Origin of the sequence: Streptomyces viridosporus, from assembly GCF_002078235.1 — a bacterium.
Taxonomy (GTDB): domain Bacteria; phylum Actinomycetota; class Actinomycetes; order Streptomycetales; family Streptomycetaceae; genus Streptomyces; species Streptomyces viridosporus.
On sequence record NZ_MSGP01000078.1, the window covers coordinates 1 to 8,124 of the forward strand.

8 protein-coding genes are annotated in these 8,124 nt (G+C 73.5%); 5 read left to right on the forward strand and 3 right to left on the reverse strand.

What is annotated here, in order from left to right; all coding sequences use genetic code 11:
* Positions 1-79: 79 nt before the first annotated feature.
* Both gnd and B7L92_RS05565 read left to right on the forward strand, forming a co-directional pair.
* Positions 80-964, forward strand: a complete 885-nt coding sequence (gene gnd / locus B7L92_RS05560; RefSeq protein WP_081236363.1) for a phosphogluconate dehydrogenase (NAD(+)-dependent, decarboxylating) — start codon at positions 80-82, stop codon at positions 962-964.
* Between the two features lie 5 nt (positions 965-969).
* Positions 970-1,554, forward strand: coding sequence for a histidine phosphatase family protein (locus tag B7L92_RS05565; RefSeq protein ID WP_081236364.1), 585 nt, complete (start codon positions 970-972; stop codon positions 1,552-1,554).
* Positions 1,555-1,592: 38 nt separating this feature from the next.
* Here B7L92_RS05565 and B7L92_RS05570 read toward each other — a convergent pair whose 3' ends face one another.
* Entirely contained in the window at positions 1,593-3,380 is a 1,788-nt protein-coding gene (locus tag B7L92_RS05570; protein ID WP_081236365.1) for a bifunctional sugar phosphate isomerase/epimerase/4-hydroxyphenylpyruvate dioxygenase family protein, read from the reverse strand.
* A gap of 73 nt (positions 3,381-3,453) precedes the next feature.
* Positions 3,454-4,338 (reverse strand): shikimate dehydrogenase, encoded by an 885-nt coding sequence (locus tag B7L92_RS05575; RefSeq protein WP_081236366.1) that lies wholly within the window; start codon positions 4,336-4,338, stop codon positions 3,454-3,456.
* Positions 4,339-4,478: 140 nt separating this feature from the next.
* On the opposite strand from B7L92_RS05575, the gene B7L92_RS05580 reads away from it, so the two are divergent.
* Together B7L92_RS05580 and B7L92_RS05585 are read left to right on the forward strand one after the other, a co-directional pair.
* The gene (locus B7L92_RS05580) at positions 4,479-5,144 is read left to right on the forward strand and encodes a TetR/AcrR family transcriptional regulator (RefSeq protein ID WP_004980755.1); all 666 of its coding nucleotides are present in this window, start codon (positions 4,479-4,481) and stop codon (positions 5,142-5,144) included.
* A 206-nt stretch (positions 5,145-5,350) separates the two neighbouring features.
* Positions 5,351-6,709, forward strand: coding sequence for an MFS transporter (locus tag B7L92_RS05585; protein WP_081236367.1), 1,359 nt, complete (start codon positions 5,351-5,353; stop codon positions 6,707-6,709).
* Positions 6,710-6,736: 27 nt separating this feature from the next.
* Here B7L92_RS05585 and B7L92_RS05590 read toward each other — a convergent pair whose 3' ends face one another.
* Complete coding sequence (locus B7L92_RS05590) at positions 6,737-7,183, reverse strand: PPOX class F420-dependent oxidoreductase (RefSeq protein WP_081236368.1); 447 nt, start codon at positions 7,181-7,183, stop codon at positions 6,737-6,739.
* A 91-nt stretch (positions 7,184-7,274) separates the two neighbouring features.
* Between B7L92_RS05590 and B7L92_RS05595 the strand changes: the two genes are divergently transcribed.
* Positions 7,275-8,124 (forward strand): serine hydrolase domain-containing protein (locus B7L92_RS05595; protein ID WP_081236369.1); only part of this gene is annotated, 850 nt, incomplete at its 3' end.

The following is an 8,124-nucleotide window of genomic DNA, read 5'->3' on the forward strand; positions in this document are numbered from 1 at the left end:
AGGCACCCCGGTACCCGGCCTCGACCCGTCCACGGCCGCCCTGGTGGCCGCCTACCGCGAACTCAGGAAGTGAACTGACATGCAGATCGGTCTCGTTGGTCTCGGCAAAATGGGCGGCAACATGCGCGAGCGCCTCCGCAACGCCGGACACACCGTCGTCGGGTACGACACCAAACCCGAACTCTCGGACGTGGGACACCTCTCCGACCTCGTCACCCAGCTCGACAGGCCCCGCGCGGTCTGGATCATGGTCCCCGCCGGCGCCGTCACCCAGCAGGTCATCGACCAGCTGGCGAGCCTGCTGCGGCCCGGCGACGTGGTCGTCGACGGGGGCAACTCCCGCTGGACGGACGACGAGAAGCACGCCCGGGAGCTGGACGCCCGGGGCATCGGCTTCGTCGACGCGGGCGTCTCGGGCGGTGTGTGGGGCCTGGAGCACGGCTACGCCCTGATGGTCGGCGGCAACGAGGAGCACGTGGACCGGCTGCGGCCGATCTTCGACGCGCTCAAGCCGGAGGGCCCCTACGGTTTCGTCCACGCGGGCCGGGTCGGTGCCGGGCACTTCGCGAAGATGGTCCACAACGGCATCGAGTACGCCATGATGCAGGCCTACGCCGAGGGCTGGGAGCTGCTGGAGAAGGTCGACTCGGTGGACAACGTCCGGGAGGTGTTCCGTTCCTGGCAGGAGGGCACCGTCATCCGCTCCTGGCTGCTCGACCTCGCGGTGAACGCCCTCGACGAGGACGAGCACCTGAACCGGCTGCGCGGCTACGCCGAGGACTCGGGCGAGGGCCGCTGGGCCGTGGAGGCGGGCGTCTCCCACGCCGTGCCGCTGCCGACGATCACCGCGTCCCTGTTCGCGCGGTTCGCCTCCCGCCAGGAGGACTCTCCGCAGATGAAGATGGTCGCGGCGCTGCGCAAACAGTTCGGCGGCCACGCCGTCGAGTCGGTGAAGCAGGCGTAACGGCCGTGGGGGACCTGTTGCTGGCCCGGCACGGCGAGACGGAGTGGAGCCGGGCGGGCCGGCACACCGGCCGGACCGACCTGCCGCTGACCCCGAGCGGTGAGGCCCAGGCCAAGGCCCTCGTGCCGCTCCTGGCGGGCCGGACCTTCGCGCTGGTTCTCACCAGTCCGCTGGTCCGCGCCCGGCGCACCGCCGAACTCGCCGGTCTGGCCGGGGCCGTGCCGGAGGCGGACCTGCGGGAGTGGGACTACGGCGGTTACGAGGGGGTCACCACCGCGGACATCCGCCGCACCCGGCCCGACTGGGACCTGTGGACCGACGGCGTGCCCCCCGGCCCGGACCTGCCCGGCGAATCGGTGGAGCAGGTGGGCGAGCGCGCCGACCGGGTGCTGGCCCGGGTGGCCGGGGCGCTCGGCGGGGGCGACGTGCTGCTGGTCGCCCACGGCCACCTGCTCCGCGTGCTGACCGCCCGCCGCCTGGGCCTGCCGCCTGTCGAGGGGCGCCTGTTCCGGCTGGAGACGGGCACGCTGAACCGGCTGTCGCTGGAACACGGCAGGCCCGTGATCGCGGAGTGGAACACCCGGCCGTGAACGCGGGGCCCGGCCGGCCGCACGGGCGGCCGGAGCCGTCATCCCCCGGCGTGCGCCTGCACCGCGTGCTGCGCGGCCAGCCGCACCGGTGCGTTGCGGGCGCCGTAGCCGCGGTGGTCGCCCTCGCGCTGGAGGAGTTCGAAGAAGACGCGGCCGACGGTGCGGGTGTAGCAGTGCCGCAGGACGCCGTGCGCGTCGCGGTCGTAGAGGATGCCCAGCTCGCGGTAGGCCTCCAGCTCGCCGTCGGCGAACGCGTACCGGGCGGCGAGGTCGTCGTAGTAGTTCGCCGGGATCGGCAGCAGGCGGCCGCCGGCGTCGCGGAAGCGGCGGGCGGCGGCGACCACGTCGTCGGTGGCGAGCGCGATGTGCTGGGCCCGCGCGGTGTCGTCCGTGGGCGCGGCTCCGACGGTGAGGACGATGCGGACACTGCCGTCGGCGTTGCTCACCGCGCGGCTGCGGAGCAGTCCGTAGGGGTCGGCGAGGTCCACGCAGTCCTCGGCGCGCAGTCCGAGCACGCTGCGGTGGAAGAGGGCCGCCTCGTCGAAGTGGTGCCAGGGCTGGGTGAGCGCCAGGTGGTCGATGCGGCGCACGGACCCCGCGGCGGGCGCGTGGTCGGCGTCCTCGAAGTCGGCCCGCCAGCCGCCGGAGCCGCTGCCGCAGAAGAACAGCTCCGTGCCGTCGGGCGCGGCGACCGCGTCGAGCGGGGCGTCCTCGGGCGCGCGGCGGCGCGGCAGCACCGGTGCCAGCAGGGCCTCCGCGCGCCGGGCGGCACCGCCCGGGTCCGGTGACTCCAGGCCGACGGCGGCGAGCCGGGTGCCGTCACGGCGTACGGCCGTCCCCGCGTTGACGAGGATCCGGGCCTCGCCCTGCCGCCACAGGTCGACGGGTTTGGTGCGGTGCCGTGCGGTGCGGGCGAAGCCCAGCGCGCCGAGCAGCGCGGCGACGGGTTCGGTGTCGGCGGTGACGAGTTCGGCGAAGGCGAAGCCGGTGGGGACGACGGGGGCGGGCGGTTCGGCGATCCCCGCCTCCTCCTGGAGCACCAGCAGGGAGCGGCGGGCGTCCACGGCGGTCGGGCCGGCCTCCGCCTGCCGGAAGACGTCGTTGAAGACCTCCAGCGAGAGCGGCCCGGCGTACCCCGTGCGCAGTACGTGCCGCACCAGCCCGGCGACGTCGAAACCGCCCTGGCCGGGGAAGCAGCGGTGGTGGCGGCTCCACTGCAGTACGTCCATCGCGGGCAGCGGGGCGTCGGCGAGCTGGAGGAAGAAGATCTTCTCGCCGGGGATGTCCTCGATGCCCCGGGGGTCGGAGCCCCGGGAGAGGATGTGGAAGCTGTCCAGACAGGTGCCGAGCGCCGGGTGGTCCGCCGTCTCGACGATCCGCCAGGCGTGGTCGTACGTGCTGACGTGCCGTCCCCAGGCCAGCGCCTCGTAGGCCACCCGGACGCCGAAGTCGTCGGCCAGCCCGGCGAGTTCGCTCAGCTGTTCGGCGGCGAGGGCGTCGTCGTCGAGGGCGGCGGGGTCGACGCTGGAGCAGACGAGGACGGTGTCGGCGCCGAGCCTGCGCATCAGCTCGAACTTGTGCCGGGCGCGGCGCAGGTTGCCGGCGAACACGTCGGCCGGGACGGCCTCGATGTCCCGCAGCGGCTGGTACAGGTCGACGGTGAGGCCGAGGTCGGCGCAGCGGGCGCGGACCTCCTCGGGGGAGAGGGGACTGGCGAGGAGGTCGTTCTCGAAGATCTCGACTCCGTCGAAGCCGGCCCGCGCGGCGGCCGTGAGTTTCTCGGTGAGGGAGCCGCTGAGGGAGACGGTGGCGATGGACGTACGCACGTCGGTACCTCTGTTTCGGTGACGTTCGGTGGGCCCCGGTGGGCTGTCCGCGGCTGCTCGGAGCTGTTCGGGGCTACCGGGAGGCCGCGACGGTGCCGGTCAGCTCGGTGAGGTCGGCGAGCATCCTCGTGCTGTCGGGTTCCCGCCCAGTGAACAGGCGGAACGCGTCCGCGGCCTGGAAGGCGGCCATGCCGCCCCCGTCCAGGGTGGCGCAGCCGGCCGCGCGGGCGGCGCGCAGCAGGTCGGTCTCCAGGGGCCGGTAGACCACCTCGGCGACCCACAGGCCGGGGCGCAGCAGCTCCGCGGGCAGCGGCAGCCCGGGGTGGGCGGCCATACCGGTGGGGGTGGCGTGCACCAGACCGCCGTTGCCGACGGCGGCGGCGAGGAGCTCCGGCAGCCGGTCCGGGGTCGCGGCGGCGGCGCGCCCCGCCCCGAAGGTCCGGTCGAGGTCGGCGGCGAGTTCGGCGGCCCGCTCGGGCAGCGCGTCCACGACGGTGATCCGTCCGGCGCCGAGGGTCAGCGCGGCGTGCGCGACGGCCGCGCCCGCGCCGCCCGCGCCGAGCTGCACCACCCGCTCCAGCGGGGCGTCGGGCAGGCCGCGGGCGAAGGCGGCGGCGAAGCCGGTGACGTCCGTGTTGTGCCCGACGGCGCGGCCGTCCTCGAAGACGACGGTGTTGACCGCGCCGAGCGCCTCGGCCCGCGGATCGAGGGCGTCCAGGTGCTCGACGACCAGCCGCTTGCACGGATGCGTGATGTTGAGCCCGTCGAAACCGAGCAGCCGTGCCGCGCGCACCAGTTCGCCCACCGCCTCGGGCGGCACCCCGATCGCGTCGAGGTCGAGCAGCCGGTACAGACAGCGCAGCCCCTGACGGCCCGCCTCCCGCTCGTGCAGCGCGGGACTGAGCGACGGGCCGATGCCGGAGCCGATCAGCCCGACGAGATACGAGTCCTTGAGCACCGCGGACCTCCGGAGGCAAACAATGTACGAACCAGTACGTTAGCTATATCAGCGACGGCGGACCCGGGGGAAGGCCCGGCGGAGACCCGGCGCCCTGCTTCTACAATCACCGGCACTGGCCCCTCGCCCGAAGGAACTCCATGACCAGCGTCGAAGAACCGGCACGGCCCGGCGAGCGCATCCGGGACGCCGCCCGCACCCGGGCCGAGATCCTCGACGTGGCGACGCGGGAGTTCGCCCGGGCCGGCTACGACGGCGCCCGCGTCGACGAGATCGCCGCCCGCACCCGCACCACGAAGCGGATGATCTACTACTACTTCGGCGGCAAGGAGCAGTTGTTCACGGCCGTGCTGGAGCGGGCGTACGGCGTGATCCGCGAGGCCGAGCAGCAGTTGGACGTCGATCACCTGGACCCGGTGGCGGCCATCCGGCGGCTGGCGGAGGTGACCTTCGACCACCATGAGCGGCACCCCGACTTCATCCGCCTGGTGAGCATCGAGAACATCCACGGCGCGCAGCACATCGCGGCCTCCGAGGAGCTCGGCCGGATGGGCTCGCCCGCGCTGGACGTGATCCGCCGCATCCTGGCGGCCGGACGGGAGTCGGGCCTGTTCACGGCCGACGTGGACGCCGTCGACCTGCACGCGATGATCAGCGCGTTCTGCTTCTTCCGGGTGTCCAACCGGCACACCTTCGGCGCCCTGTTCGGGCGCGACCTGGTCGATCCGGCCCAGCGCGAGCACTACCGGACGATGCTGGGCGACATGGTGATCGCCTATCTGACGGCGGAGCGGACCGCGGACTGACCCCGCACGCCGCCCCCCCTCGCCGCGAAGGCGCGGCAGGACCCCTCGGCCACGAGGGGCGGCATGACCCCTTGACACCGCGAACGGGCGGGCGCAGCATCCCTACCCAGCCGCTACTAACTATCCAGTGGGTTAATTAGAGCGCCGGCATCTCTCCCCTCCATCTGTTCTCCGCATGCCGTGGAGCCCCCTCGAAGGAGCCCGCCGTGACCGTCCCCGCCCCGCCCCGCGACGCCTCCCCGCCCGGCCAGCCGAAGAAGGCCGCGACCGCCGCCTGGATCGGCAGCGCCCTGGAGTACTACGACTTCTTCATCTACGGCAGCGCGGCCGCGCTGATCTTCCCCGAGGTCTTCTTCGACGAGTCCGACCCGGCGACGGCGACCCTGCTGTCCCTGGGCACGTTCGGTGTCGCGTACGCGGCGCGGCCGCTCGGCGCGCTCTTCCTCGGTCACGTCGGCGACCGGCTCGGCCGTAAGAAGATCATGGTCTTCACGCTGATGCTGATGGGCCTGTCGACGTTCCTCATCGGCTGTCTGCCCACCCGCGCCCAGGTCGGCACGCTCGCCCCCGTGCTGCTGGTGCTGTGCCGGGTGCTGCAGGGCATCTCGGCGGCCGGCGAGCAGGCCAGTGCGAACTCGATGGCCCTGGAACACGCGCCACCGCACCGGCGGGGCTTCTTCACCAGCTTCACCCTCAGCGGTACGCAGGGCGGGCAACTGCTGGCCACCCTGGTCTTCATCCCGGTGGCCGCGCTGCCCGAGGAGCACCTGCTGTCCTGGGGCTGGCGGGTGCCGTTCTGGCTGAGCGTCGCGGTCGCCGTGGTGGGGTACGTCATCCGCCGCAAGCTGGACGAGACGCCGGCCTTCGCCCGGCAGACCGCGACCGAGGGGGTCGTGCGGCTGCCGCTGGTGGTGCTGGCGCGCGAGCACTGGGCGGACGTCCTGCGGGTGGTCGCCGGTGCGCTGATCGCCTCGGTCAGCACGATCTTCACCGTGTGGGCCCTGGCCTACGCGACCAGTGACGCCGTCGGCATGTCGCGCTCGTCGATGCTGTGGGTGGGAGCGCTGGCGAACGTCGTCGCGCTGGCCGCGATCCCCCTGTGGGCCGCGCTCTCCGACCGCGTCGGGCGGCGCCCGGTCTTCCTGGTCGGCGCGGTGGGCAGCGCGGTGACGATGTTCCTCTACCTGTGGGCGATCTCCACCGGCAACTACCCGCTGACCCTGCTCCTCGGCATCCTCGCCTTCGGTGTCGTCTACAGCGCGGCGAACGGGGTGTGGCCGGCCTTCTACGGTGAGATGTTCCCGACCCGGGTCCGGCTCTCGGGCGTGGCGATCGGCACCCAGATCGGCTTCGCGGTGGCCGGCTTCGCGGTCACGTTCGCCGCGCACATGGCCGGCCCGGACGGCGACGACTGGACGGCGGTCGCCCTGTTCACGGCGGCCCTGTGCGTCCCGCCGGTGGTCGCCGCGCTCTCGGCCCGCGAAACCCACCGGACCCCGGCCGAGCGGCTCGGCGAACGCACGGCCCCGGACGGCGCCGCCCAGCCGGAGAAGGTGACGGCCTGACCGACGGCCGCCGCTCGCCGCAGGGGCCTACGAGCCGCCGCGCCGCGGGATCCCGTACACCCGCTCCACCCGCAGCCGCAGCACCAGCCGCCGGTCGCGGACCATCGCGGCGCGGTAGTCGTCCCAGTCGGGGTGCTCGCCGTTGACGTCGCGGTACAGCCGGATGAGTTCCTCCACCGTCTCGTCGTAGGGGTCCTCGGCGACCGCCGTGAGCTCGGCGGTGCCCTCGGCGACCGTGTAGGCCCACCGGTCGGGGGTGGTGACGTGGTAGGACACCCGCGGGTCCCGTCGGGCATTGCGGGTCTTGGCCCGGTCGTCCGTGACCGAGACGCGCACGACCCGCTCGTCGGGGTAGTACGCGTGGTTGACGTTCGACAGCTGGGGCCGCCCGTCACGCTTGAGTGTGACGAGCACTCCGCTGTTTCCCTCGGAGAGCAGCGAGAGCAGTGCGTTCCGCTCGGCGTCCTGAGTCATACCCCGGTCAACGCACCGTACGGGGCCCGCGTTCCCGACGGCGCCCGACGGGGTACGCACTCACCGCGGCGAGCGCGATCGGAGGAGGACGATGGTGGCGCTGGAGCAGCAGGTCGAGCCGGACGAGGCGGGACTGGACCCCGGGGCCCTGGAGCGCCTGGACCGGCACTGCGCGCGGTGGGTCGACGAGGGGCGGCTGCCCGGGTTCCTCCTCGCCGTCGCCCGGGGCGGGCGGGTCGCGCACCTCACGACGTACGGGGCACGGGACGTCGCGGCCGGGCTGCCGGTCCGGAGCGACACGCTGTGGCGGATCTACTCCATGACCAAGCCGGTGGCGTCCGTGGGCGCGCTGACGCTGGTGGAGGAGGGACGGCTGTCGCTGGACGACCCGGTGGGGCGGCACCTGCCGGCCTTCGCCGAGCCCCGGGTGTACGAGGGCGGGTCCGGCGACGGCGTACGGACCCGGCCGGCCGCAGGTCCCCTGCTCGTCCGGCACCTGATGACCCACACCGCCGGGCTGACCTTCGGCTTCTACCACACCCACCCCGTCGACGCGCTGTACCGGGCGGCCGGACTGGAGTCGTCGGTGGTGCCGGGGGCCTCGCTCGCCGAGACCGTCGACCTGTACGCGCGTCTTCCGCTGCAGTTCGATCCGGGGACGCAGTGGAACTACTCGGTGGCCTCCAACGTGCTGGGACGGGTCATCGAGGTGGTGTCCGGCCGGCCGCTGGACGTCTTCCTCGCCGAGCGGGTCTTCCGGCCGCTGGGGATGGCGGACGCCGGGTTCCAGGTCACCGACGAACAGGCGGGGCGGCTCGCGGAGATGTACGGGGAGGAGGACGGCAGCGGCATCGAGCCCATCCCCGGGCTGCCGCTGCGCGGACGGCCCCGGTTCCTGTCCGGCAGCGGGGGGATGGTGGCCTCCGCGCACGACATGCACC

Coding starts and splice junctions, on each gene's coding strand:
- B7L92_RS05580 (WP_004980755.1), top strand. CDS start 4,479: ATGACCAGCGTCGAAGAACCGGCACGGCCCGGCGAGCGCATCCGGGAC.
- B7L92_RS05590 (WP_081236368.1), bottom strand. CDS start 7,183: ATGACTCAGGACGCCGAGCGGAACGCACTGCTCTCGCTGCTCTCCGAG.
- gnd (WP_081236363.1), top strand. CDS start 80: ATGCAGATCGGTCTCGTTGGTCTCGGCAAAATGGGCGGCAACATGCGC.